At 73.1% G+C, this 23,804-nt stretch carries 23 protein-coding genes; 10 read left to right on the top strand and 13 right to left on the bottom strand.

Annotation, left to right across the window (positions count from 1 at the left end; all coding sequences use genetic code 11):
- Nucleotides 1-36: 36 nt before the first annotated feature.
- Both ACPFP2_RS07475 and ACPFP2_RS07470 read left to right on the top strand, forming a co-directional pair.
- Nucleotides 37-1,200, top strand: a complete 1,164-nt coding sequence (locus ACPFP2_RS07475) for a DNA recombination protein RmuC (protein WP_424087410.1) — start codon at nucleotides 37-39, stop codon at nucleotides 1,198-1,200.
- A 148-nt stretch (nucleotides 1,201-1,348) separates the two neighbouring features.
- Entirely contained in the window at nucleotides 1,349-4,651 is a 3,303-nt protein-coding gene (locus ACPFP2_RS07470; protein ID WP_424087409.1) for a S8 family serine peptidase, read from the top strand.
- A gap of 106 nt (nucleotides 4,652-4,757) precedes the next feature.
- On the opposite strand, the gene ACPFP2_RS07465 is transcribed toward ACPFP2_RS07470, so the two are convergent.
- Nucleotides 4,758-5,207, bottom strand: a complete 450-nt coding sequence (locus tag ACPFP2_RS07465; RefSeq protein ID WP_424087407.1) for a hypothetical protein — start codon at nucleotides 5,205-5,207, stop codon at nucleotides 4,758-4,760.
- A gap of 40 nt (nucleotides 5,208-5,247) precedes the next feature.
- Entirely contained in the window at nucleotides 5,248-6,237 is a 990-nt protein-coding gene (locus ACPFP2_RS07460; RefSeq protein WP_424087405.1) for a 4-hydroxy-3-methylbut-2-enyl diphosphate reductase, read from the bottom strand.
- 95 nt (nucleotides 6,238-6,332) lie between these two features.
- Here ACPFP2_RS07460 and xseA point away from each other — a divergent pair, with 95 nt between their 5' ends.
- Together xseA and ACPFP2_RS07450 are read left to right on the top strand one after the other, a co-directional pair.
- Nucleotides 6,333-7,559: an exodeoxyribonuclease VII large subunit gene (gene xseA, locus ACPFP2_RS07455; protein ID WP_424087403.1), complete on the top strand. Its 1,227-nt coding sequence runs from the start codon at nucleotides 6,333-6,335 to the stop codon at nucleotides 7,557-7,559.
- Nucleotides 7,559-7,771 (top strand): exodeoxyribonuclease VII small subunit, encoded by a 213-nt coding sequence (locus ACPFP2_RS07450; RefSeq protein ID WP_424087401.1) that lies wholly within the window; start codon nucleotides 7,559-7,561, stop codon nucleotides 7,769-7,771. Before xseA ends, ACPFP2_RS07450 begins: the two co-directional genes overlap by 1 nt.
- Nucleotides 7,772-7,818: 47 nt before the next feature.
- On the opposite strand, the gene ACPFP2_RS07445 is transcribed toward ACPFP2_RS07450, so the two are convergent.
- Together ACPFP2_RS07445 and ACPFP2_RS07440 are read right to left on the bottom strand one after the other, a co-directional pair.
- Nucleotides 7,819-8,664, bottom strand: a complete 846-nt coding sequence (locus tag ACPFP2_RS07445) for a hypothetical protein (RefSeq protein WP_424087400.1) — start codon at nucleotides 8,662-8,664, stop codon at nucleotides 7,819-7,821.
- A gap of 319 nt (nucleotides 8,665-8,983) precedes the next feature.
- A complete protein-coding gene (locus ACPFP2_RS07440; protein WP_424087398.1) occupies nucleotides 8,984-9,772 on the bottom strand; it encodes a DUF4245 family protein in 789 nt (262 codons plus the stop codon).
- Nucleotides 9,773-9,929: 157 nt separating this feature from the next.
- Between ACPFP2_RS07440 and glpX the strand changes: the two genes are divergently transcribed.
- Entirely contained in the window at nucleotides 9,930-10,961 is a 1,032-nt protein-coding gene (gene glpX / locus ACPFP2_RS07435) for a class II fructose-bisphosphatase (protein ID WP_424087397.1), read from the top strand.
- Nucleotides 10,958-11,929, top strand: a complete 972-nt coding sequence (locus ACPFP2_RS07430; protein WP_424087395.1) for a DMT family transporter — start codon at nucleotides 10,958-10,960, stop codon at nucleotides 11,927-11,929. Before glpX ends, ACPFP2_RS07430 begins: the two co-directional genes overlap by 4 nt.
- Before the next feature lie 12 nt (nucleotides 11,930-11,941).
- Here the strand turns inward: ACPFP2_RS07430 and ACPFP2_RS07425 are convergent, their stop codons facing one another.
- Entirely contained in the window at nucleotides 11,942-12,859 is a 918-nt protein-coding gene (locus tag ACPFP2_RS07425; RefSeq protein ID WP_424087393.1) for an NAD-dependent epimerase/dehydratase family protein, read from the bottom strand.
- A 142-nt stretch (nucleotides 12,860-13,001) separates the two neighbouring features.
- On the opposite strand from ACPFP2_RS07425, the gene ACPFP2_RS07420 reads away from it, so the two are divergent.
- Nucleotides 13,002-13,697, top strand: a complete 696-nt coding sequence (locus ACPFP2_RS07420) for a TetR/AcrR family transcriptional regulator (RefSeq protein ID WP_424087391.1) — start codon at nucleotides 13,002-13,004, stop codon at nucleotides 13,695-13,697.
- Between the two features lie 10 nt (nucleotides 13,698-13,707).
- On the opposite strand, the gene ACPFP2_RS07415 is transcribed toward ACPFP2_RS07420, so the two are convergent.
- The 7 genes from ACPFP2_RS07415 to ACPFP2_RS07385 all read right to left on the bottom strand — a co-directional run bounded on the left by ACPFP2_RS07415 (nucleotide 13,708) and on the right by ACPFP2_RS07385 (nucleotide 20,707).
- Nucleotides 13,708-15,312, bottom strand: a complete 1,605-nt coding sequence (locus ACPFP2_RS07415; RefSeq protein WP_424087390.1) for a hypothetical protein — start codon at nucleotides 15,310-15,312, stop codon at nucleotides 13,708-13,710.
- A 59-nt stretch (nucleotides 15,313-15,371) separates the two neighbouring features.
- Nucleotides 15,372-16,340: an NAD(P)/FAD-dependent oxidoreductase gene (locus tag ACPFP2_RS07410; protein ID WP_424087388.1), complete on the bottom strand. Its 969-nt coding sequence runs from the start codon at nucleotides 16,338-16,340 to the stop codon at nucleotides 15,372-15,374.
- A 118-nt stretch (nucleotides 16,341-16,458) separates the two neighbouring features.
- Complete coding sequence (locus ACPFP2_RS07405) at nucleotides 16,459-17,112, bottom strand: rhomboid family intramembrane serine protease (RefSeq protein WP_424087386.1); 654 nt, start codon at nucleotides 17,110-17,112, stop codon at nucleotides 16,459-16,461.
- A gap of 115 nt (nucleotides 17,113-17,227) precedes the next feature.
- Nucleotides 17,228-17,920, bottom strand: coding sequence for a lytic transglycosylase domain-containing protein (locus ACPFP2_RS07400; protein ID WP_424087384.1), 693 nt, complete (start codon nucleotides 17,918-17,920; stop codon nucleotides 17,228-17,230).
- A 277-nt stretch (nucleotides 17,921-18,197) separates the two neighbouring features.
- The gene (locus tag ACPFP2_RS07395; RefSeq protein ID WP_424087382.1) at nucleotides 18,198-19,613 is read right to left on the bottom strand and encodes a PhoH family protein; all 1,416 of its coding nucleotides are present in this window, start codon (nucleotides 19,611-19,613) and stop codon (nucleotides 18,198-18,200) included.
- 343 nt (nucleotides 19,614-19,956) lie between these two features.
- Nucleotides 19,957-20,331: a hypothetical protein gene (locus tag ACPFP2_RS07390; RefSeq protein ID WP_424087380.1), complete on the bottom strand. Its 375-nt coding sequence runs from the start codon at nucleotides 20,329-20,331 to the stop codon at nucleotides 19,957-19,959.
- 31 nt (nucleotides 20,332-20,362) lie between these two features.
- Nucleotides 20,363-20,707: a hypothetical protein gene (locus ACPFP2_RS07385; protein WP_424087378.1), complete on the bottom strand. Its 345-nt coding sequence runs from the start codon at nucleotides 20,705-20,707 to the stop codon at nucleotides 20,363-20,365.
- Between the two features lie 264 nt (nucleotides 20,708-20,971).
- Between ACPFP2_RS07385 and ACPFP2_RS07380 the strand changes: the two genes are divergently transcribed.
- The 3 genes from ACPFP2_RS07380 to otsB all read left to right on the top strand — a co-directional run bounded on the left by ACPFP2_RS07380 (nucleotide 20,972) and on the right by otsB (nucleotide 22,845).
- On the top strand, nucleotides 20,972-21,412 hold the full coding sequence (locus ACPFP2_RS07380; RefSeq protein WP_424087377.1) for a helix-turn-helix domain-containing protein: 441 nt from the start codon (nucleotides 20,972-20,974) through the stop codon (nucleotides 21,410-21,412).
- A gap of 162 nt (nucleotides 21,413-21,574) precedes the next feature.
- Entirely contained in the window at nucleotides 21,575-21,928 is a 354-nt protein-coding gene (locus tag ACPFP2_RS07375; RefSeq protein ID WP_424087375.1) for a hypothetical protein, read from the top strand.
- Nucleotides 21,929-22,020: 92 nt separating this feature from the next.
- A complete protein-coding gene (otsB, locus tag ACPFP2_RS07370) occupies nucleotides 22,021-22,845 on the top strand; it encodes a trehalose-phosphatase (RefSeq protein ID WP_424087373.1) in 825 nt (274 codons plus the stop codon).
- Between the two features lie 160 nt (nucleotides 22,846-23,005).
- On the opposite strand, the gene ACPFP2_RS07365 is transcribed toward otsB, so the two are convergent.
- Nucleotides 23,006-23,776 (bottom strand): isoprenyl transferase, encoded by a 771-nt coding sequence (locus ACPFP2_RS07365; RefSeq protein ID WP_424087371.1) that lies wholly within the window; start codon nucleotides 23,774-23,776, stop codon nucleotides 23,006-23,008.
- Between the last annotated feature and the right edge of the window lie 28 nt (nucleotides 23,777-23,804).

Raw genomic sequence — 23,804 nt, 5'->3', positions numbered from 1 at the left:
CAGGCGCAGGTCGTACCCCTTTGGCATGCTCTGGGGATGGACCTGTCGACGCTGGCCGTGGTGGTCGTCTGTCTCGCCGTCGGCGGCGTCGGCGGCTGGCACCTGGCCCGGGCCCGGTCGGCGGCGGAGATCGCCCGGCTGGAGGCCACCCTGGCGGCCACCCGGGAGGGCGAGGGACGGCTGGAGCAGTCGATGCGGGCGCTCAGCTACGAGGCCACCGCCCAGTCCCAGGAGGCGGTGGCCCGCGCGGTCGCCCCGCTGCACGACACCCTCCGCCGGTACGAGCAGCGGGTGGGTGAGCTGGAGCGCGACCGGGTGGACGCCTACGCCGAGCTGCGCGAGCAGGTACGCGCCATGAGCACGGTCTCCGGCGAGCTGCGCACCGAGACCAAGCAGCTGGTGGCCGCGCTGCGTGCCCCGCAGGTGCGCGGTCGGTGGGGCGAGCACCAGCTCCGGCGGATCGTCGAGGCGGCCGGCATGTTGGAGCACTGCGACTTCAGCGAGCAGGTCACCGCCGCCACCGACCACCAGGGGGTACGCCCCGACCTGGTGGTCCGGCTGCACGGCGGCCGGACGGTGGTGGTGGACGCCAAGGCGCCCTTCGACGCGTACCTGACGGCGATGGAGGCGCGCGACGAGCGGGGGCGCGACACCCACCTGGACGCGCACGCGCGGCACCTGCGGGCACACGTGGACGCGCTGGCCGCGAAGTCGTACTGGGCCGCCTTCGACTCGACGCCGGAGTTCGTGGTGCTCTTCGTGCCCGCCGACCCGTTCCTGGACGTGGCGTTGCAGCGCGACCCGACCCTGCTGGAACACGCCTTTGCCCGCAACGTGGTGCTGGCGACCCCGGCGACCCTGGTGGCGATGCTGCGCACGGTGGCCTATTCGTGGCGGCAGGAGGCGCTGGCCCGCAACGCGGTCGCGGTGCACTCGCTGGCCCGCGAGCTGTACGGCCGACTGTCCACCCTGGGCGAGCACGTCGGCAAGTTGGGCGCGTCGCTGGGCGGGGCGGTGACCGCCTACAACCGGGCGGTCGGCTCGCTGGAGGCGCGGGTGCTGGTCAGCGCCCGCAAGCTGGCCGAGCTGGGCGTCTCCGACCAGGAGCTGACGACGCCGGCGCAGGTGGAGCTGACGCCCCGGCAGCCGCAGGCGCCCGAGCTGCTCGACGGTCCGTCCACCATGGAGCGGTCCATCTAGCAGTTCCCATGTGACAGTGCGCACCCGTGCATGTCACGATGGGGTCACAACTTACCAGTCGGTAGTGACACCGGAGCTACGCAGCACAAAGGATTCGCTCACGCGTGCCCTGTCATCTCAGGGCCCTGTTCTCTGGAGGAAAGAGAACGTGAGCAAACCCCGCAACCTGCGCCGGCGTACCTCCGCCGGCCTGTTCGCCTCGGTCGTGGCAGCCGGCGCCATGACCGGTGCGGGCGGCGCCGCCACCGCGAGCGCCGCCCCCGCGACCACCACCCCGGACGCCACCGCCAACGCCGTCGAGACGCTCGGCGCGCACGACGCCAAGCTGCTCGCCGAGGCCGAGGCGAAGCACGCCCCGACCGTCACGCTGATCGTCGCCACCGAGAAGGGTGAGGCGAAGGACGTCGCCGACGCGATGAAGAAGCTCGGCGGCTCGGTCAGCCAGCGCTTCGACTCCATCGGCTACGTCCTGGCGAAGGTCCCCACCGGCAAGGCCCTGAAGGCCGCCACGCTCCCCGGCGTCGCCGCGGTCGACCTCGACGAGACCATCCAGCTCCCCGACCCGGTCATCGAGGCCACGCCGGCCGGCGCCCGCACCGCCGCGCAGGGCGAGACCCTGGCCGGCCCGGGTGCCGGCACCGGCGCGGTCAACCCGTACATGCCGACCAACGAGACCGGTGCCGAGGCCTTCAAGGCCGCCCACCCGGAGTGGGACGGGCGCGGGGTGACCATCGGCATCATGGACTCCGGCGTGGACCTCGACCAGCCGGCGTTGCAGAAGACCACCACCGGCGAGCGCAAGATCGTCGACTGGGTCACCGCCACCGACCCGCTGGAGGACGCCACCTGGCGGGCGATGATCACCGAGGTGACCGGCCCGGCCTTCACCGTCGGCGGCGCCGCCTGGACGGCCCCCGCCGGCACCTACCGGTTCGCCACCTTCCGCGAGTCGATCACGGCCGGCAGCGACCCGGCGGGCGACGTCAACCGCGACGGCGACACCACCGACTCGTTCGGCATCCTCTACGACAGCACCACCCACGACATCCGGGTGGACGCCAACCAGAACCGTGACTTCACCGACGACGAGCCGATGCGCCCGTACAAGGAGAAGTTCCAGGTCGGCCACTTCGGCACGGACAACCCGGCAACCGCCGTCCGCGAGCAGATCCCGTTCGTGGTCGAGTACCGCGAGGACGTCGACACCGCCCCGGTGGGTGGCCCCGGCCTGGTCGACTACGTCAACATCGGCATCATCGAGTCGACCCACGGCACGCACGTCGCCGGCATCACCGCCGCCAACGACATGATGGGCAACGGCGCCTTCGACGGCGCGGCCCCCGGCGCCAAGCTGGTCTCCGCCCGCGCCTGCTCCTGGGGTGGCGGCTGCACCGCCGCCGCGCTCACCACCGGCATGGCCGACCTGGTGATCAACCGCAAGGTCGACGTGGTCAACATGTCGATCGGCGGCCTCCCGGCGCTCAACGACGGCTCCAACGCCCGCGCCCAGCTCTACAACGACCTGATCACCACGTACGGCGTGCAGATGTTCATCTCGGCCGGCAACTCCGGCCCGGGCCTGAACACGATCGGCGACCCGTCGGTGGCCTCCAACGTGGTCAGCGTCGCCGCCAGCATCAGCAAGGACACCTGGCTGGCCAACTACGGCTCGGTGGTGCGCAAGGAGAACGCGCTGTTCAACTTCTCCTCGCGCGGTCCGCGTGAGGACGGCGGCTTCAAGCCGAACATCGCCGCCCCCGGCTCGGCGATCGCCACCGCGCCGACCTGGCAGCCGGGCAACGTCCCGGTCGAGGCCGGCTACACGCTGCCGCCGGGCTACCAGATGCTCAACGGCACCTCGATGGCCTCGCCGCAGGCCGCCGGCGCCGCCGCGCTGCTGCTCTCCGCCGCCAAGGCGAACGACCAGGGCGTCACCCCGGCCGCGCTGCGCCGGGCCATCTACACCTCGGCGAAGCCGATCAAGGATGTCGCCACGTACGCCCAGGGCTACGGCATGTTCCACGTGCCGGGGGCCTGGAAGCTGCTCAGCAAGGGTGTCGAGACCCGCTCGTACACCTCGGACGCGCCGGTCTGCACCGAGCTGTCGGAGAACCTGACCCGCTACGACTCGGGCACCGGCAGGTTCGTGCCGAACCCGGACCGGGGCACCGGCGTCTACAACCGGTGCGCCTCCGGCCAGGGCGGCCAGAAGGTCAACCAGACCAAGACGTACAAGGTCAAGGTCACCCGGACCAGCGGCCCGGCCGGCAACGTCCGGCACTCGGTCGCGCTACGCGGCAACGACGGCACCTTCAGGGCGCCGAAGTCGGTGGTGCTGCCGCTGAACAAAGCCGTCACCGTCAACGTGGTCGCCAAGCCGCGTACCGCCGGCGCGCACGGCGCGCTGCTGACGATCGACGACCCGGCCACCTCGGTGATCGACTTCGAGGTCTCCACCGTGGTGGTCGCCGCCAACGACGTGAAGAAGCCGGCCTACTCCTTCTCCACCGAGGGCACGGTCGACCGGAACAGCTTCACCTCGTACTTCGTGACCGTGCCGGCCGGGGCGGGCGCGCTCCAGGTCAACCTCTCCGGCATCGCCACCGGCTCGCAGACCCGGTTCATCGCGATCAACCCGTACGGCGTCCCGGTGGAGAGCACCTCCAGCCTCGCCTGCTTCACCAACTTCTCCAACCCGGCGACCTGCAAGCCGCAGGAGCGGGACTACCAGAACCCGATCCCGGGTGTCTGGGAGATCGAGGTGGAGGCGCGGCGTACGTCCCCGTCGCTGAACAACCCGTTCCAGCTCCAGGCCCGGGTGCAGGGCGTCAAGGTCGAGCCGGCCGTCATCGAGCTGCCGTCGGTGACCGCCGGGACCCCGACCGAGGTGAGCTGGGACCTGACCAACACCTTCGGTCCGGTCGCGGTGACCGGCCAGGGCGGTCCGCTCGCCAGCGTGCACGCGGAGCGGCCGACGATCGCCGAGGGCGCGCAGCAGGAGTGGACCGTGGACGTGCCGGCCGGCGCGACCACCTTCACCGCCCGGATCGGCAACACCGCCAACCTCGGCGCCGACCTGGACCTGTCGGTCTTCCTGGGCGCCACCCGGGTGGGCATCTCGGCCGACGGTGACTCGGAGGAGGCGGTCACCCTGACCAACCCCACTCCGGGCACCTACCGGGTCGTGGTCGACGGGTACGCCGTGGACGGCCCGGGCACCAGCACCGCCTACGACTACCGGGACTCGTTCTCGGCCCCGTCGCTGGGCACGCTCTCCGCGCCGGCCACCCCGCTGGCGCTGCAGAACGGCGACACCGCCACCCTCACCGGTACGGTGACCGCCCAGTCCGCTCCGGCCGCCGGCCGGGCCCTCTACGGCGACCTGGCCGTGACCACCACCGAGGGTGCGGTCGTCGGCCGCGGCTCGGTCGCGATCGGCGCGGTGAACTGAACACCCGCTGACCGCGGTCACCCGATCGCCTCGGTTCCACCAGGAGCCCGTCCCCACCCGGGGACGGGCTCCTGCCCTTTCCCGCCGTCGTGGCGACGGGGCGGGCTCAGGACCGGCGGGCGGACTCCACGGTGAAGGGGATGCCCTGCTGGCAGGTGGTCAGCATGTCGGGCTGCGGCTTGCCGGTGACCGTCACCTTCGCGCCCGCGGTGAGCACGTCACGGGGGCCGCCGACGAGCTGGAAGCCGTCGAGCATGAGGCAGCCGGGCTCCACGCCGGCCTCGACGGTGCCGGAGATCGTGTGCGCTCCGGGGCCCGGCGGCAGGCTGGGCCCGGGGGTCGGGCGCTTCGTCGGCGGCAGCGCGGTCGCCGGGGCGCTCGGCGGCGGCGCGCTCGGACCGGTCGGGTCGGCCGGGTCGGTGCTGGGCATGCTGGTCACCGGAGATCCTTCCGAGGGGCTGGGGGAACCCGTCCCGTCGCCGGCGTCCTGGCCGCCGCAGGCGGTCAGCGCCGCGCAGGCGACCAGCGCGGCGAGGGCCATCCGAGGAGTCTTCATACCCACTCGGACGCGCCGCGCGGCCCATCCGTTCCGGATGTCAGCCCCGAACCGCCGCCGCGGCCTTCATGTCGCGCTTGAGTTCCTGCGGCAGCGAGAAGGTCAGCCGCTCGTTGGCGGTGACCACCTCGTCCACGTCGGTGAAGCCCCGCTCGGCCAGGTGCGTCAGCACCTGCTGCACCAGCTCGTCCGGCACGCTCGCGCCGGAGGTCAGGCCGACGGTGGTGGCCCCCGCCAGCCAGGCGTCGTCGATCTCGTGGGCGAAGTCCACCAGGTGGCCGGCGCGGGCGCCCGCGTCCAGGGCCACCTCGACCAGGCGCACCGAGTTGGAGGAGTTGCGCGAGCCGACGACGAGCACCACGTCGCACTCCGGGGCGATCTCCTTGACCACGTGCTGCCGGTTGGAGGTGGCATAGCAGATGTCGTCGCTGGGCGGCGACTGGAGCAGCGGCAGCCGGGACTTGAGCCGGGCCACGGTCTCCATCGTCTCGTCCACCGACAGGGTGGTCTGGGAGAGCCAGACGACCTTGTTCGGGTCGCGCACGGTGACCTTGTCGACGCCGTCCGGGCCGTCGACGAGCTGGATGTGCGCGGGAGCCTCACCGGCGGTGCCGACGACCTCCTCGTGCCCCTCGTGGCCGATGAGCAGGATGTCGTAGTCCTCCGCGGCGAACCGCTTGGCCTCCTGGTGCACCTTCGTCACCAGCGGGCAGGTGGCGTCGATCGCCTTCAGCGAGCGCGCCTTCGCCTGCTCGTAGACCTCGGGGGCGACGCCGTGCGCGGAGAAGATGACGGTGGCGCCCTCCGGCACCTCCTCGTTCTCCTCCACGAAGATCGCGCCCTGGGCCTCCAGGGTCTGCACGACGTGCTTGTTGTGCACGATCTGCTTGCGCACGTAGATCGGGGCGCCGTAGAGCTTGAGCGCCTCCTCGACGGTCTGCACCGCCCGGTCCACGCCCGCGCAGTAGCCGCGGGGCTTGGCCAGGAGCACGCGCTTGCCGGTCCGGGGAGTCGTCTCAGCCTGAGTCACCCGACCATCGTACGTGGCGGCGTCCGCGCCGGCAGAGGCCGCGACCCCGGTCGGGCCTGCCGCCGGTCGTCGGAGCCTGACCGTAGGGTGGGCGGGTGACCGACGCCCCGCGCAGCACCCCGGAGGAGCCCTGGCCGGTCCGGGTGGTCAGCCAGAAGGTCGGCGCCTGGATCGCCCGGCTCGGCTGGGTCTGGGTGGACGGGCAGGTCGCGCAGATCAGCCGCCGGCCCGGCGCCGGCACCGTCTTCCTCACCCTGCGCGACCCGTCCGCCGACCTCAGCCTCACCGTCACCACCAACCGGGACGTCCTCGACTCCGGCGCGCCGGAGCTGCGCGAGGGCGCCCGGGTGGTGCTGCACGCCAAGCCGGAGTTCTACGCCGCGCGGGGCACGCTCAGCCTGCGCGCCGACGAGATCCGCCAGGTGGGGCTCGGCGAGCTGCTGGCCCGGCTGGAGAAGCTCAAGAAGCTGCTCGCCGCCGAGGGGCTCTTCGACCGGGCGCGCAAGCGCCGGCCACCGTTCCTGCCGCAGCGGATCGGGCTGATCACCGGCCGGGCCTCGGCGGCCGAGCGGGACGTGCTCACCAATGCCCGGCGGCGCTGGCCGGCGGTCGAGTTCCGCACGGTCAACGTGGCGGTGCAGGGGCCGGGCGCGGTGCCGCAGATCGTGGACGCGCTCAAGGTGCTCGACGCCGACCCGACCATCGACGTGATCGTCATCGCCCGGGGCGGCGGCGGCATCGAGGACCTGCTGCCCTTCTCCGACGAGGCGCTCTGCCGGGCGGTCTTCGCCTGTCGTACGCCGGTGGTCAGCGCGATCGGCCACGAGACGGACACACCGCTGGTCGACTACGTCGCCGACGTGCGCGCGTCCACCCCCACCGACGCGGCCAAGCGGGTCGTCCCGGACCTCACCGAGGAGGTACGCCTCATCGGCCAGGCCCGGTCCCGGCTGGAACGCGCGGTCCGCAACCTGGTCGACCGGGAGCGGCACCGCCTCGACCTGCTGCGGTCCCGCCCGGTGCTGTCCCGCCCGCAGGTGATGGTGGACCAGCGTGCCGCCGAGGTGACCGCGCTGCGCGACCGGACGGGCCGCTGCCTGGACCACCGGCTCGGCGCCGCCGGCGAGGACCTGCGGCACACCCTGGCCCGGCTGCGCGCCCTCTCCCCCGCCGCCACCCTCGACCGCGGGTACGCGATCGTGCAGCGCGCGGACGGCCACGTGGTCCGCGCCGCGGGCGAGGTCGCCAAGGGGGATCCGCTGCGGGTACGCCTCGCCGAGGGCGAGTTGACCGCGACCGTCGACGAACCGAGGGAGCCGTGATGGCGGACGAGAAGCAGGACGAACGGCTCAGTTACGAGCAGGCCCGCGCCGAGCTGGCCCAGGTGGTCGAGAAGCTGGAGGCCGGCGGCACGTCGCTGGAGGAGTCGTTGGCGCTCTGGGAGCGCGGCGAGAAGCTGGCCGCGATCTGCCAGCGCTGGCTGGACGGGGCGCGGGCCCGGATCGACGCCGCCCGCCAGACCGCCGACTCCTGAGCACGGCGGCGGCGGGACGGCCGGGCCACCCCGCCGCCGTCGACGGATCAGTTGAACAGGTTGTAGAACTCCTGCGGCGCCTCGACCACCTGGTCGGCCGGCGGCTTCTGGGCTGCGGTGGCGTTGCCGTAGTCGGAGTAGGTGACCTTGATCTCCTGGGCGGCGTTCCGGCCGGCCGCCGGGATCTGGACGACCATCTCGCTGAGCCGGCCCTGCGGGTCGAGCTTCGCGGTGAACGGCACCGACTTCGCCTGCTGGCCGAGGGCGGTGATCACCGACTGGTCCACCGACCCGGCCTCGGCCGCCTTCGAGACGTCGAGCGTGCCGGCGTAGCTGCCCTCGCCGGTCTGCCGGACCTCGGTGATCCCCTGGGTCAGCACCTCGCTGCCGGCCGGGTCGATCTTCTCGAAGTCGAAGCCCAGCGCCTTGTTGCCCTTGATCCGGTTCTGGTCGAGGTGCTGGTACTTGCCGAGGTTGAGCTTCTGCACGCCGGGGACGCTGTTGGCGGAGCTGCCGCCGAGTTCCAGCTTGACCCAGCTGTCCGGCTTGTAGTGGATCAGGTCGAGCTTCATCATCAGGTCCGAGGACGCGTCGCCGATCATGACGCGCATCTCGGCGCTCTGGCTCGGCTCGTGCACCTGCCCCTCGGCGGTCGAGCCGGCGCCGGACATGCGGAACCGGAAGTTGCCGTTGCGGATCTCGTTCGTGGAGTTCAGCAGGGCCTGCTTGGCGTCCCCGCTCACCGCGCCGGTGGCGCCGGGCGAGGCGCTGCCGGAGACCGTGGGGGACGCGGAGGCCCCCGCCTCGCCGGTCCCGGTGCTGTTGCAGGCGGCCAGACCAGGGGTGAGGAGCGTCGCGGCGAAGACCGCCGCGCTGAATCGCCGAATGGTCACGTGAACCTCTCAAGGATCGTCCGGCCCACGCGGGCGCCGGAGGCGTGGCGTCGGGGCCCTGCTCCTGCCCCGGCGCACGAGTCCCGTCCGGCCGAGGCGAGCGGACCGGCGAGGTCGCGTACCTTCTGTTCCCTGACGCCGCGTTCGGCAATCCCTGTCCGGTGCACCGGCGGTCAGCCGGCGTCGGGGCCACCCGGGCGGCCCGGGGAAAGATGCCCGATGACCGCATCACCGCGCATGCTGGCCCCGAGCGAGGTCCCGGACGATCCGGGACCTCATGCGCGACGGCACGTGGTGGGACGACGCCGGCTGAGGGGTGTCAGCGCAGCGCCCCGGCGAGCTGACGCAGCTCGTTCTCCCGCGCGTCACCGACCACGATCACGGTGCGGTCCGGTTCGAGCAGCACCAGCGCCTGGTCGTTGCCCCGGCCGGTGTACCGCTGCCAGTTGCGCCCGCCGACGTCGGTGGGGCCCTGCGGTTGCCCCTGGGCGGTCAGCTCGTTGGGCAGCAGCTTCTCCGGCGGGACGTTGCTCTGTACGAGCTGGACCCCCCGCCCCTCCGGGGTGAGGTAGCCGACGCGCAGGTTGGCGCCGCCCTCGACGGTGCGGTAGCTGGCGCTGACCGTACGCCAGCCGGAGCCCAGTTCGACCGGCTCGCTGACCGGAAAGGCGTTCGCCGAGCGGGCCTGCTCGTAGGCGGGGGCGGTGTCGACGACGGTCGGCTGCTCGCCGCCGAGGAAGCCCCGGTAGAAGGCGAGCAGCAGGGCGATCGGCACGAGCAGCACCAGCAGCGACAGCGCCATGTCGCGGGGCGAGCGCTCGGAGCGGGGCTTCTCCCGGCCGGCCGGGCGGCCCACCGGGCGCGCGGGCGGCACGTCCGTGTCTGCCTGGTCCGGTTCGACCAGCGCCGGCTCCGAGGGGGCCGCGCCGGTCGGCGTCTCGACCAGCGCCGCCTCCGCCCCGGCCGGCTCGGCGTCCGACACCCCCGGGCCGGTCGGGGGCCGGGTCCCGGCCGCCGCATCGGTCGCCCCGGGCGGGGTCAGCGGCGGCTGGCCGTCCGGCGGGGTCGGATCGGCGGGTACGCGGTCGGCAGGCTGTGCGGGTTCCACCGGTTCATTCTCGCAGCCGTCCCGGCCGGGGAGATCCGGCCCACCTCCGCCCCGCTCCGGCAGCGGACCTGGCATCGTGTGAGGATCAGCGACACAGCCGGCAGCGGCGACGCCGACCCTGCCGGTCCACCCCGCAACGTCGCGAGGAGGAAGCCGTATGACCAACACCAGGACGCGGATCCCGCAGGATCTCGACCGCAACCTTGCCCTCGACCTGGTCCGGGTCACCGAGGCCGCGGCCATGGCCGCCGGCCGGTGGGTCGGCCGGGGTGACAAGGAGGGCGGCGACGGGGCAGCCGTCGACGCGATGCGCAAGCTGATCAACTCGATCCCGATGCGCGGGGTGGTGGTGATCGGCGAGGGCGAGAAGGACAACGCGCCGATGCTCTTCAACGGCGAAGAGGTGGGTGACGGCAGCGGTCCCGAGGTGGACGTCGCGGTGGACCCGGTCGACGGCACCACCCTGATGAGCAAGGGCATGCCGAACGCGCTGGCGGTGCTCGCCGTCTCCGAGCGGGGGGCGATGTTCGACCCGAGCGCGGTCTTCTACATGGAGAAGCTGGCCGTCGGGCCGATGTACGCCGACGTGGTAGACATCGACGCCGGGCCGGCGGAGAACATCCGCCGGATCGCCAAGGTGAAGGGCACCGACGTCTCCGAGGTCACGGTCTGCATCCTGGACCGGCCCCGCCACGACGACCTGGTGAACCAGATCCGGCGTACCGGGGCGGGGATCCGGTTCATCTCCGACGGCGACATCGCCGGCTCGATCGCCGCCGCCCGGGGCGAGTCCGACGTCGACGTGCTGATGGGCATCGGCGGCACCCCGGAGGGCATCATCTCCGCCTGCGCGCTGAAGTGCATGGGCGGGGCGATGCAGGCCAAGCTCTGGCCGCGCGACGCCGAGGAGCGGGAGAAGGCGCTGGCCGCCGGGCACGACCTGGACCGGGTGCTCGGCACCGACGACCTGGTCACCGGCGACAACTGCTTCTTCGTCGCCACCGGTGTCACCTCCGGCGACCTGCTGCGCGGCGTGCGGTACCGGGCCGGTGGGGCGTACACCCAGTCGATCGTGATGCGGTCCAAGAGCGGCACGATCCGGGTGATCGACTCGTACCACCGGCTGGAGAAGCTGGCCCTCTACTCGGCCATCGACTTCGACGGCCGGCCGCTGGCCGAACAGGAGTGACCGCGACCGGGACGGCGGTCCGTCCGACCGTCCCGGCGTCCCGGCGGATCAGCGGCGTCGGGCTGGCGACCGCGTCGGGTGTCGCCGTGGCCGTGCAGTCCCGGATCAACGGCGAGCTGGGGGTACGCCTGGCCGACGGGATCGCCGCCGCGGTGGTCTCGTTCGGGCTGGGCCTGCTGGTGCTGGTGGTGCTGGTACCCAACGTCCCGGGCGGACGGCGGGGGCTGCGCGAGCTGCGGGCGGCGCTGGGCGCGGGGTCGCTGCGCCCGTGGCAGTGCCTGGGCGGGGTGTGCGGCGCCTTCCTGGTCGCCACCCAGGGGCTCACCATCGGCACCCTGGGGGTGGCGGTCTTCACCGTGGCCGTGGTCGCGGGCCAGTCGGCCAGCAGCCTCGCCGTCGACCGGGCCGGGGTGGGCCCGGCGGGCCGCCAGCCGGTCACCACCGCCCGGCTGGCCGGCGCGGTGCTGACCGTGCTCGCCGTGCTGCTGGCGGTGGGTGACCGGCTCGGTGACCCGCGGACGCTGGCGCTGGCCGCGTTGCCGCTGCTGGCCGGGGTGGCCATCGCCTGGCAGCAGGCGGTCAACGGCCGGGTCCGGGCGGCCACCGGCAGCGCCCTGACCGCCACGCTGGTCAACTTCACCGTCGGCACGGTGGCCCTGCTCGCCACCTTCGCCGTCGAGGTGGCGGTACGCGGCCGCCCGGCCGGCGCCTTCCCGGGCGAGCCCTGGCTCTACCTGGGCGGCCCGATCGGCATCGTCTTCATCGCGATCGCGGCGGCGATCGTCCGCTTCACCGGGGTGCTGCTGCTCGGCCTGGCCACCATCGCCGGGCAGGTCGTCGGGGCCGTGCTGCTGGACCTGCTCCTGCCGACCGCGGCCTCGCGTCCGGGGCCGGCGACCCTGGCCGGCGCGGCGCTGACCCTGGTCGCGGTGCTGGTGGCGGCGCTCGGGCCGACGCCGCGCCGCTGACCCGCGCCCGGTTCAGCGGCGCAGGGCCTCGACGATCTCCTCGACCGCCCGGTCCAACGGGGTCGGCGCCACGCCGAGGGTGGTGGTGGCCGCCGTCGAGTCCATCAGGAACGGCCGGTCGAACTGGTAGGCGGTCTCGCGCAGTTCGCGCGCCATCGGGTCGACCAGGCCGCCGAGCCAGAGCACCGGGTAGGGCATCCGGGTCAGCTTCGGCGCGGGCGCGCCGACCAGGGCCGCCGCCCGGGTGGCCAGGTCGCGCATCGACACGGCGGGTGCGCTCGGCACGTGCCAGGCGCGTCCCCAGGCCCGCTCGTCGCCGGCGGCGGTGACGAGGGTACGGGCGACGTCGTCGATGTAGGTCCAGGTGTGCGGGGCGTCCCAGTTGACCGGCAGGAACACCCGCCGCCCGGCGAGGACCCGCGGCAGCACCATCATGGCCAGCGACGTGCCTCCGGCGCCGAGGTAGTCGGAGCCGCGCACCTCGGTGATCCGGGCCCGGCCGGCCCGGTGGGCGGCGAGCGCGTCGGCCCACATCCGGGTGCGGACCTGCCCCTTGGTGCCGGTGGAGGCGAGCGGGGTGGCCTCGGTCATCGGACCGTCGACCGGGCCGTACCCGTAGAGGTTGCCGACCGTGGCGAGCACCGCGCCGGTCCGCTCGGCGGCGGTGAGCAGCGACCCGGCCAGCGGCGGCCAGTCGGTGGGCCAGCGGTGGTAGGCGGGGTTCGCGCAGTTGTACAGCGCGGTCGCGCCCTCGGTGAGGGCGGTGAGCCGGCCGGGGTCGGCGGCGTCGGCGGCGACCCGCTCGACGGCCGGGTGCTCCGGCCCGGTGCCGCGCCGGGTGACGACCCGGACCTGCTCGCCCCGGCCGGCGAGGAGCCGGGCGGTGGCGGTGCCGACCGGGCCGGCTCCGACGATCACGTGCAGCGACATGGGAACACCTTCCGAAGCATGAGTACGAACCGAGAGCGGCGCTCTCGTTGTTGCCACCCCAGCATGCCCGCCGTCGACCCGTGCCGTCAAGAGCGGTGCTCTCTCTTTTGATTGCCGCTCCGATCCGTGGCAGAGTGGGCGCATGTCCGCTCCCTCCATCCGCGCCCGGGTCCGCGCCGAGATGATCGACGAGATCAAGGCGGTGGCCCGGCGTCACCTGGCCACCGACGGCGCCAACCTCTCGCTGCGCGCGGTCGCCCGGGACATGGGCATGGTCTCCTCGGCCCTCTACCGCTACTTCCCGAGCCGGGACGACCTGCTCACTGCCCTGATCCTGGAGGCGTACGACGCGCTCGGCGACGCCGTGGAGGCGGCCGACGCCGCCGTCGACCGGCGCGACCTGCGCGGCCGGTGGCACGCCGCCTGCCGCGCCGCCCGGGCCTGGGCGCTCGCCCACCCCGCCGAGTACGCCCTGCTCTACGGCAGCCCGGTCCCCGGGTACGCCGCCCCCGACGACACCGTCCTGCCGGCGCAGCGCCCCCCGACGATCCTGGTCGGCATCCTCGGTGACGGGTTCGCCGACGGCCGGCTCACCGTCGTCGACGACGACCTGCCCGAGCCGGTCCGCGCCGACCTGGCCGAGATCGCCACCGGGCTCTTCCCCGGCCTGCCGGAGTCGCTGCTGGCCCGGGGCATGGCGGGCTGGACACAGCTCTTCGGGCTGATCAGCTTCGAGCTGTTCGGCCGGCTGAACCGGGCCGTGCCGCACCGGGACGAGTACTTCGACCACCAGACGGCGCTGATGGCCGACCTCATCGGCCTGCCCCGGACGGGCTGAACCCGCCGCCTCAGCGGCCGGAGGCGGGCTCGCGCAGGAGCGGCCACGGCGGGTCCGTGGACTCGGCCCGCAGGTGCACCGGCTCCGTCAGCCGGCTCGCCCGACGGGCCAGGAGCAGGCCCGGGACCGTGGCGAGCAGAGCCAGCAACACGGTCATCCAGGTCCGGGGCGGCGCGCCGAAGAGCCAGCCGATGCCGGGCAGGCCGGCGAGGAGCACGGTGAGCAGGAACGCCCCGAACACCTCCCTCGACCACCGGTCCGGCGCCCCCCGACGCCACGCCACGACGAGCAGGCCGAAGGCGACCAGCGCGCCGAGCGGCACCACCTCCACGACCAGGACGGCCACCACCCCGAGGTCGTCGGTTCGTGGCCAGAGCAGCGCCAGCTGCAGGAAGACCAGCAGCATCGACAGGTGACCGGCCACCGCCCAGCCCACTCGGCCGGCACGCCCGCGCAGGGAGAGGTGGGCTGCCACCACGAACACCAGGAAGCCGAGGCTCAACGACAGGACGGCGGCGAGCACCGCGTCGGTCGTCCGGCTCCCCGGCGGCCCCTCGCCGAGGGCCGGTCGCCCGTCGGAGAACGGACCGTCGAAGCCGCGCTCACCGGGAAACCCGGCCCGCTCCCAGCGACCGTCGGGGTGACGCACCACGAACCCGTCCCGGCCGTTGGCGACCACGACCCCGTGACCGCCGTCGGTGAGGTGGACCGCGACCTCCCGGGACGAGAAGTGCCGCCGCACGTCGCCCGGGTCCGGGTAACGGCGGGCGAGCGGCTCGCGCCGGGTGTCGGAGACCTCCCACGCCGTCCGCCAGCTCCGGCCGCCGTCGTCACTCTCCTCGACCCGCAGGTGCCCGGTCACCACCCGGTAGCACCGGTCGGGGGAGGCGGGCACACACGCCTGCCGCCGTGGCTGGCCGGGGAGCCCACGCCACTGCCTCCGCTCCCCCTCCGACGCGGCTCGCCAGGTGGCGGCACCGTCCTCGCTGACCCACCAGTGCCCCTCCGAGGAGCCTTCCGGCCAGGTGTCCGACATGCCGGACCCGACGGAGACGGCGGGCCGCCCGTCGACGACGGCCGCGCCGAGCGCGTACGGATGGTGCACGGCACTCGTGGCGGCGACCGCGAGCGTCGCCGCCGGCAGCACCACGAGCAGCCGGACAAGGCGGGCGGCCCGGTACCGCACGGGGTGGCGGCGGGCCCGCGTCCAGCTCCACCAGGCCAAGGCCAGCGCCGGCAGGGCGAGCAGGTCGGTGACGTCGGCCCGGACCAGGGACGGGCCGGCGAGCGCGCTCCACGCGGCCGACGCCAGTTGTGCGGCGTACCCACTGGTCTTGACGATGGCGAAGCCCGCGCCGACGGTGACCAGCCCGACCACGACGGCCGCCCGGACGGGCAGTCGGGGCGCGGCCAGAGCGAGCAGCACCGCGACCAGCGGTGGGGCGAGGAGCAGTCCCGCGACGTCGCTCACCTTGCCGGTGACCGGGCCGGGGAACGCGGCCTTGAGCACGTGGTCGTTGACGACCAGGGCAGCCATGCCGAGCAGGGTGACCGGACGCGCGAGCCAGGCCAGTGCGGTGGGCGCGCCGTCGGGGGCCGAACCACTGTCGCTCATCGGCTCAGCGTGGCAGCGGCGGGTCTCGAACCGGCCACTCTCCGGTGTGGATCGAGCGGTCAGCCGGCGTCGGAGGAGTGGCCGGGGAACAGGTGGGCGGTGGGATCGATGGCGACGGCCGCGTTGTTGACCGCGGTCGCCGCCTCGCCGAAGCCGGTGGCGATGAGACGCACCTTGCCCGGGTACTCGGTGATGTCCCCGGCGGCGAAGACCCGGGGCAGGTTGGTCGCCATCGCGCTGTCGACGACGATGTGCCGGCGGTCCAACCGCAGCCCCCACTCGGCGAGCGGGCCCAGGTCGGCGGTGAAGCCGAGCGCGGCGACGACCGTGTCGACCGGCAGGGTCTCGGCGGCCCCGCCGCGTACGGTGATCTCGGCGGCGGTGACGGTGTCGTCCCCGTACAGCTTCGTCACCTCGGCGTTCACGATCACCCGGACCGGCGACGCCAGCACCCGGGAGACCGTGGCGGCGTGGGCCCGGAACCGCTCCCGGCGGTGCACCAGGGTCACCGATCGGGCCAACGGTTGCAGGGTCGCCGCCCAGTCGAAGGCCGAGTCGCCGCCGCCGACGATCAGCACGTCCCGCCCGGCCAGCACGGCCGGCTCCGGGACGAAGTAGACGATCCCGCCGCCGACGAAGCTCTCCGCCACCGGCAGCGGTCGCGGACTGAAGCTGCCCAGCCCGCCGGTGACCACCACCGCCCCGCAGCGCAGCTGCTCGCCGCCGGCCAGGCCGAGCACCGGCCGCCCGTCGACGTGGGAGAGCTTCTCGGCGCGGCAGCCGAGCAGGTACTCCGGGTGGAAGGGAGCGGCCTGGGCGACCAGGTTGGCCACCAGGTCCCGCCCCTTGACGGCGGGAAAGCCGGCGACGTCGAGGATCAGCTTCTCCGGGTACATCGCGGTGATCTGCCCGCCCGGCTCGGGCAGCGCGTCGACGACCGCCACGGACAGCCCCCGGAACCCGGCGTAGTACGCCGCGAAGAGGCCGGTCGGGCCGGCTCCGATCACCGCGACATCGACCTCGCGCATGGGCGTACCGTCGCTTTCCGCTTGGCGGATCAACGCGTGCTGATCCCGACGGTAGGCCCACCACCCCGGCCGGGCAAGCATGTCCCAGTCCCGCCGCGTGCCGGCGGGTCGGCGCGGCTCAGGGCAGGGTGAGCGGGGATTCCGGGTGGTCCGGCCCGTACGCCTGGGGCCGGCGACGCCGGAACAGGATCGCCGCGACGACCCCGCCGAGCAGCCCGAACAGGTGACCCTGCCAGGAGATGCGCTCGTCGGTGGGGAGGATGCCGAGCAGCTGCCAGCCGTAGAGCAGGCCGACCAGCAGCACCACGGCGAAGTTCCACCAGCTCCGCTCGACGATGCCCCGGGTGAGCAGGATGCCGAGGTAGCCGAAGATGACCCCGCTCGCGCCCACCACCACCGAGTTGGGCGCGCCGGTGAACCAGACCCCGAGCCCGCTGACCAGGACGATGATCAGGGTGGACCAGAGGAAGCGCCGGGTGCCGGCGGCCAGCACGAAGGTGCCGAGCAGGATCAGCGGGATGCTGTTGCTGTAGAGGTGGTCGAAGCCGTGGTGCAGGAACGGCGAGAAGAAGACCCCGTCGAGCCCCTGGATGCGCAGCGGGATGATGCCGGCCGCGACGTCGAGGCCGAAGCCGAGCCCCTGGTCGAGCGCCTCGATGAGGAAGAGGAAGGGCACCACCGCGCACATGGCGACGAAGGCCCGGCCGAGCGCGGCGTAGAACGCCTCGGTGCCGAACCGGGTCGGGTCGCCGCCCGTCGGGTGCAGGGTCACCTGAAAAGAGCTATCAGCAATCCCGGCCGACCGCCACCTGAGCGCCCCGCCGGGTCGTGGTACGACGACGGCGGGGTGTGTGGCTGCCCACACGCCCCGCCGTCACCGTTGCTCGTCAGTACCAGCCGACGCTCTGGCTGTGCGACCAGGCGCCGCACGGGTCGCCGTAGCGGCCCTTGATGTAGCCCAGGCCCCACTTGATCTGGGTGGCCGGGTTGGTGCGCCAGTCGTCCGCGACCGTGCCCATCTTGCTGCCGGGCAGCGCCTGCGGGATGCCGTACGCCCCGGACGACGGGTTCTGGGCCTTGTGGTTCCAGCCGCTCTCCTTGGTCCAGAGCTTGTCCAGGCACGGCATCTGGTCGATCTTGAAGCCGGCGTCGAGCAGCAGCGCGCAGCCGATCTCACGATTGCCGCTGAACTCGTTGCAGGAGGCGGGGATCGGGCCGGTGAACGGCTTGGTCCCGGTCTCCTTCGCCGCCTTCTCCGCCGCCTCGCGCGCCTTCTTGCGGGACGCGGCGGCAGCCTCGGCCTGGCGGGCCCGCTCGGCGGCCTCCTTGGCCGCCGCGGCGGCGCGCAGCTTCGCCTGGTACTCGGCGGCCCGCTGCTTGGCGGACTGCACCCGGTACTCGGCCTGCCGCTCGCGCTGGTAGTCGTACTCGGCCTCGTCGACCACCAGGCCAACCTGCGCGGTCAGGCCCTGTTGCTGGGTCTCCCGGTCTTCGCCCAGGTAGAAGCCGCCGGCAACGCCCACGGAGAGCAGCGCTACAGCAGCCGTACGGGCGCCGAACCGGCTCCACAGCCGACTCACGAAGTGGTCCCTTCGTCGGGGGCAAGGACGCGGCGCGGGCCGGCCCGGTACGGGCACGGTCGTTGCCGCGAGCGCCCCGACCGGAGCCGGTCGCCACCGACGCACCGACCCTCGCCGAGGCCCGTCCGGGGATGGGACGAACGATGCTCGACGATCTTGTCGGGGCATGGGCGCTCGTTGGACACCATCGCGCACAGTGAGGCTGATGGGAAACGCCCACGCCCCTTTGTTATCTGCGTCACAAAGTGAATGCGGACGAATCCCGCCATACTGTCAGTCAGTGCGGGATGTCCTCCAACAGATCCGTCACCATGGCCGCGATCGGGGACCGCTCGGAACGGCTCAGCGTGACGTGCGCGAAGAGCGGGTGCCCCTTCAACGCCTCGATCACCGCCGTCACGCCGTCGTGCCGGCCCACCCGGAGGTTGTCCCGCTGCGCGACGTCGTGGGTGAGCACCACGCGAGAGCCCTGACCGATCCGGGACAGGACGGTGAGCAGCACCCCGCGCTCCAACGACTGCGCCTCGTCGACGATGACGAAGGCGTCGTGCAGGCTGCGGCCCCGGATGTGGGTCAGCGGCAGGACCTCCAGGATGCCCCGGGAGGTGACCTCCTCCAGCACGTTCTCGTGCACCACCGCGCCGAGGGTGTCGAAGACCGCCTGCGCCCAGGGCGACATCTTCTCCGACTCCGAGCCGGGCAGGTACCCGAGTTCCTGGCCGCCGACGGCGTACAGCGGGCGGAAGACGATCACCTTCTTGTGCCGGCGCCGCTCCATCACCGCCTCCAGACCGGCGCAGAGCGCCAGCGCGGACTTGCCGGTGCCGGCCCGGCCCCCCATCGACACGATGCCGATCGACTCGTCCAGCAGCAGGTCCAGCGCGATCCGCTGCTCGGCGGAACGGCCGTGCAGCCCGAACGCCTCCCGGTCGCCACGGACCAGCCGCACGGTCTTGTCCGGCAGCACCCGGCCCAGGGCCGAGCCGTTGGCCGAGTGCAGCACCAGGCCGGTGTGGCAGGGCAGCCCGGCGGCGGCGTCCACGTCGAGCGTCTCGCCCGCGTACAGCCGGCTGATCTGGTCCTCGCCCAGCTCCAGCTCGGCCATGCCGGTCCAGGTCGGATCGCTGGCCTGGCCGTGCCGGTACTCGTCGGCCTTCAGGCCGACCGAGGCGGCCTTGACCCGCAACGGCATGTCCTTGCTGACCAGGGTGACGTCCCGCCCCTCGGCGGCGAGGTTCAAGGCCACGGAGAGGATCCGCGCGTCGTTCGACTCGTTGCGGAAGCCCGGCGGCAGCACGCCGTCGTCGGAGTGGTTCAGCTCGACCTTGAGCGTGCCGCCCACGTCGTTGGCGGGCACCGGGTGGTCCAGCCGCCCGTGCCGTACCCGCAGCTCGTCGAGCATGCGCAGGGACTGGCGGGCGAACCAGCCCAGCTCGGGGTGGTGACGCTTGCCCTCCAGCTCGGAGATGACCACGAGGGGCAGCACCACCTCGTGCTCGGCGAACCGGTGGAAGGCCGCCGGGTCGGAGAGGAGCACCGACGTGTCCAGGACGAAGACCTGGCCGGTTGGTCGGGGCTCCTCGGTGCCGGCCGGAGCGGCGGCCGTCGTCCGGCGGCTCCGGGTGGCTCGGCGGGTCGTGGCAGTCGCGGCCGGGATCTGGTCGGCACCGGCGGTCGTACGGCGAGTGGTCACAGGCCTGCTCCGACGGATGGGCACCCGCCACCCGCGTTCCGCCTCCTCCGGTGCCCGGGGACACGGGGTCGGATGCGGAACCCCGTGCGCGAGGTCGCAGTTCCGGGCGGACCGGCTGGCCCGGGAGAACCCCGTGCCATGACTAGACGCTAGCGGCGTGCAGCCCCGGCGGCTAGTGGTGCGGGTGGATCTCGCCCGTCCGGGAGATGAACGGGCGCGGCGGACCGGCCGGGATGCATGCCCCCTGCGCGCACCCCGGCCGGTGGGACCAACGCCACCGGTCTGACGTGGTCCCGACGGTGCGTGTCCGCCGCGGACGACGCACCGGCTCAGGTGGCGGCGGTCAGCCCGGCCGCCGGACGAGGGTCCCGGTCGGGTGCCGGCCGGCGACCGGGGCGGTGAAGGAGGAGCCCGTGTAGGTGGTGCCCTGGCGGACCACCGGCGCGGGGACCGTCCCGGCGCTGACGGTGGTGACCACCGGGGCGCCGCTCACCGGTACGACCGGTCCGGTGCCCACCGGCACCGCCAGGGCGGTGGCGATGGCGGCCTGGGCGTCGCGGCGGCGACGGTTCCACGCCCCCCGGTCGCCGTCGAAGTAGCCCTGCCGGTAGCCGAAGCGGTAGCCGATCCGGTAGCTGAGCTGCCCGTGCAGCCGGCCGGCCGCGTAACTGGTGGCCCCGAGGACGAGGACGAGGAAGACCGCGAGGAAGGGGCTCATCCGGCGGCTCCGATGCGCCGCGCCGGCCCGCTCACCGGTCCTCCGGCTCGATGGTGGTGGGATCGACTACCAGGAGCCGGTCGAGGTCGTCGGTGCTGATCTCCTCGACCAGTTCGACGCTGATCCGGCAGCCGTCCATGACCACCTCGGCGACCGAGGATCGGCGGATCTCGCCGCCGGCGTCGTAGACCCGGACGCTCAGCTCCGGGCAGCCGAGATGGGTACGCCAGGCGTTCCACTCGGCCCGGTCCCCGACGCTCAGTGACAGGTAACGGCATCCCCGGGCGAGGTAGAGGCGCCAGGGCGCGCTCAGTCCCGCGGCCACCCCCTCCGCGATCAGGCCGAAGGCCTGGGCACGGGTCGCGAGTTCGGTCACCGCACCCCCCTCGGGCGGGGGGCGTGACGCATGTGAGCACTGATCGTCTCATGCACGTGACACACCGTAGATTGTCCCATGAACGTGACAGTATCAGCTTTTCGTCCGGTTACCCCCGCACCTAAGGCCGCCTATTCTGCCCGGGTGACACCCCTCAAGAGCAGGTCCGGATCGTTTACCGGCGACCGGGAAACGCCGTCCCGCCCACGTGACACGAGAGTGCCCGCCCCCCGGCGTGGGAGCGATCCGCCGTACCGTCGGAACGTGAACGAGACCACCCCCGCACGGAAGATCGCCTTCGCCACCTTCGTCCGCCGCGCCCTCGACGACGCCCGCGCCATGCGCGCCTGGACCGGCACCGAGGTCTCCCGCCGCACCGGAGTCTCCCGCCAGACCATCAACCGCTGGGTACGCGGCGACTGGGCCAGCGACCCGGAGGTGGACCGGGTGGTCGCCTTCTGCGAGGGACTCGGCCTCAAGCCGACCGCCGCCTTCGCGGCACTGGGCTGGGACCGGGCCGCCACCTCCCGGGAGACCACCACGGCGCCCCCGATGGACCCCGACGTCGAGGCGCTGCTGCGCCGGCTGGTCGACCCCGACGTCTCGGACGTGGAGAAGTTCCACATCCGGGAAACCATCCGTTATCTCGCATACCGGCCGACTCTGCCAGTTGCTGACCGAAACCGACAGGAACAGGCCGGTTAGTTCCTCAGATGGCGAAAGAACGCCTGGTCAGACCCGATTGTTTCGCCCCGGGGTCGCAGCGGGCGCGCTAGCGTCCCTATTCGTACTGCTTGGGCTCGTCGTCGGCGGGGGGACGGGACAAGGCCGGACCAAGCCCTGCGGGACAGAAGGAGGGGTCTGTCCATGACCCTGAAATGGTGGGCAGTCGTGGTCGCGGCGGTGTCGGTGACATCGTGCGTGACCGCCAACGTGGTGATCGGCGCGGTCGAGGGCGAGCAGCTTCCCCTGGTCGTCAACCTCTTCGCGCTCACCACCGCCGGCACCGCGGTCGTGCTGGCCGTGGTCGCCGAGCTGCACGAGCGGCTCGACGACCGGGTCAGCGCGCTGACCGAGTTCCTGGTGGCCCGGCTCAACGAGATCGAGGCGCACACCGGCGACCGGAACACCGGTTTCGTGGAGGGTTACCTGCTCAGCCACGACCGGGAGGCGGCGGTGCTGCCGTTCGGACCACGTGGTCGGGGAGCCGCCGAACGCTGATCCGGCGGGGACAGGAGCGCGCACCGGGGCGGTGTCAAGGCGTCATCTCGCGGCCACGAATAGCCCGCCCGCCCCGGGGTACGCTGTCGCGCGTGCCGCCGTTGAATCTGGGCAACCAGCAACCGAAGACCCCGTTGGACGCCGACCACGCCTGGCGTGCCACCGCCGCACGCGCGGCCGACACCGTGCTCTTCTTCGACTTCGACGGCACACTCGCGCCGGTCGACGACGACCCCACCGCGGTGCAGCCCGCGCCGAAGGTGCTGGCCGCGCTGGAGGCCCTGGCTCCGGTGGTGCAGCGGGTGGCGATCGTCTCCGCCCGCCCGGTGGACTTCCTCCGCGACCACCTCGGTGGCCTCGTCGGCATCGACCTCTACGGCCTGTACGGCCTGGAGCACAGCCACTCCGGCGGCGAGACGGTGACCGAGCCGGCCGCCCTGCCCTGGGTGCCGACCATGGCCGAGCTGGCCGACCTGGCCCGCGCCGAGCTGCCCGCCGGCACGCTGGTGGAGTTCAAGCGGCTCAGCGTCGCGCTGCACTGGCGTACCGCGCCGCACCTCGGGGCGCAGGTCGAGCAGTGGGGCCGGGCGCAGGCCGAGCGGCTGGGGCTGAAGGTGCAGGCCGGCCGGATGGTGCTGGAGTTGAAGCCTCCCGTCGACCGGGACAAGGGCCTGGTCATCGGCGAGATCGTCCGCGACGCCGGCGGCGCCTGGTACTTCGGCGACGACGTCTCCGACATCAAGGCGTTCGCGGCGCTGCGCGCCCGGTCCGCCGCCGACCCGGACTTCCTCGGCGTCTGCGTGGCGGTGGCCAACCCGGAGACCGGTCACGAGGTCGCCGAGGCCGCCGACCTCACCATCGACTCCCCCGCCGCCCTCGGCGACTTCCTCACCGAAGCCGTCCACCACCTCACCTGACCCCCACCCCCGCCTCCCCGCCCCTGCCTCCCCGCCCCGCCTCCCCGCGTCGATCTTGCGGTTCGGGTGAGGGATATGGGCGCTCTGTGCCGGTTCGTCCCCACCGAAAGTGCAAGATCGACGCGGGCGGGTGCGGGGGGGGTGATGGACCGGGCGTGGGTCAGGCGCCGTAGCGGCGTTGGCGGGTGGCGTAGGAGCGCAGGGCGCGGAGGAAGTCGACGCGGCGGAAGTCGGGCCAGTTGAGTTCACAGAAGTAGAACTCCGAGTGCGCCGACTGCCAGAGCATGAAGCCCGACAGTCGCTGCTCGCCACTGGTCCTGATGATCAGATCCGGGTCGGGCAGGCCCTTGGTGTAGAGGTGCTCGGAGATGTGGTCGACGTCCAGCGAGCCGGCCAGTTCCTCGATCGTGCCACCCTTGGCCGCGTGCTCCAGCAGCAGCGAGCGCACCGCGTCCGCGATCTCGCGCCGGCCGCCGTACCCGACCGCGATGTTGACCTGGGCGCCGCCGTCACGGTCCCGGGTGCGCTCCTCGGCCGCCTTGAGGGCCTGGGCGTGGTGCGCCGGCAGCACGTCCAACGCGCCGACCATCCGCAGCCGCCAGGGGTTGCCCTCCTCGGCCAGCTCGGTGGTCAGGTCCTCGATGATCTGGAGCAGCGGATCCAGTTCCTCCGCGGGCCGGGAGAGGTTGTCGGTGGAGAGCAGCCAGAGCGTCACGTGGCCGACGCCCGCGGCGTCGCACCAGCGCAGCAGCTCCTTGATCCGCTCGGCGCCCATCCGGTGCCCGTCGTTCGGGTCGACGAAGCCCATCTCCCGCGCCCACCTGCGGTTGCCGTCGCACATCACGCCGACGTGCCGGGGCACCGGCCTGCCTGCGAGCTTCGCGGTCAGCCGGCGCTCGTAGACGGAGTAGAGAAGTTTCCGCAGAGTCATCACCTTGCAGGGTAGCGACCCCCACGAG

This window comes from Micromonospora citrea (assembly GCF_049629545.1).
GTDB lineage: Bacteria > Actinomycetota > Actinomycetes > Mycobacteriales > Micromonosporaceae > Micromonospora > Micromonospora citrea_A.
This window is presented reverse-complemented; position numbering and strand designations above follow the sequence as displayed.